Raw genomic sequence first — 831 nt, 5'->3', positions numbered from 1 at the left:
AGAAGCGGCTTGGATTAACGAACCGATCAAGCAGGAAGAAGGAGAAAAGATGTTGGCCTAAGACTTAGTGGTCTCACTTGACTTGAAAATTTCCGCTTGGCTGCCCTGTTACAAGAGATGAGGTCTACATGGATGACGCAAGCAGCCTTTTCAACCCAAGACCACGCGATATCACTGTACGCAGGACTCGCTACATTAAGGACCCCAGCATTAGCCGCAGCAGAAACCGACATATCCCCATTAGGCGCAAAAATTACGGCTACCTGCTCAGTTTCCATCTCATCAAACTCCTGCAACAGGATCTCCTGCTCGGATTCGCTCATCGCATCCAGCGCAACGAACGGATCGGCCGAGGTATTTAGCTGTTCCAGCAACTCAAATGGTTCAGCAACCTCAGACACGACCGAGGCATGGGCCGCAGACGAACCAGCGACAAGAGCGGCAGTGGCAAAGCCCGCCATCAACACAGAAGAAAATTTCTTCATACCTTTAACTTTCCAATCTAATCAGAAGAGAATTACTCCGCTGAATATATCAGTACCTGTCAGAATCTAAAAAATCACTGCACTTCTCTGTTCCTTCTGCCAATGATCACGCCACAAATCATGGCCTAGCGGCCTCTATCTCACTATTGCAATTCAGCGAGAGTGAGATCCATATGGCGTCCTCCACTCCGGAGAGCTACGCTAACCGGCTCAGGCATCTCTGCCAGAGTGGTTTGACCCTGACGCATTTCGCCGGCAAGCCTTACGGGGAAGAAATGAAGCTTTTTAGGGACACTATGAGAATGTAGAAAACCCGCTTCATAGCTAGACCGCCGATATACGACTA

The 831-nt window shown here is 49.3% G+C and carries 1 protein-coding gene; it reads right to left on the bottom strand.

Translation table 11 applies throughout. The features are described from left to right. Nucleotides 1-26: 26 nt before the first annotated feature. The gene (locus ACT3UA_RS18950) at nt 27-485 is read right to left on the bottom strand and encodes a hypothetical protein (RefSeq protein WP_444617883.1); all 459 of its coding nucleotides are present in this window, start codon (nt 483-485) and stop codon (nt 27-29) included. Nucleotides 486-831 lie beyond the last annotated feature (346 nt).

Source organism: Glutamicibacter sp. 363, from assembly GCF_052379505.1.
Classification (GTDB): domain Bacteria; phylum Actinomycetota; class Actinomycetes; order Actinomycetales; family Micrococcaceae; genus Glutamicibacter.
The sequence above is the reverse complement of the archived record's forward strand: the minus strand, read 5'-3'. Positions and strand labels throughout refer to the sequence as shown.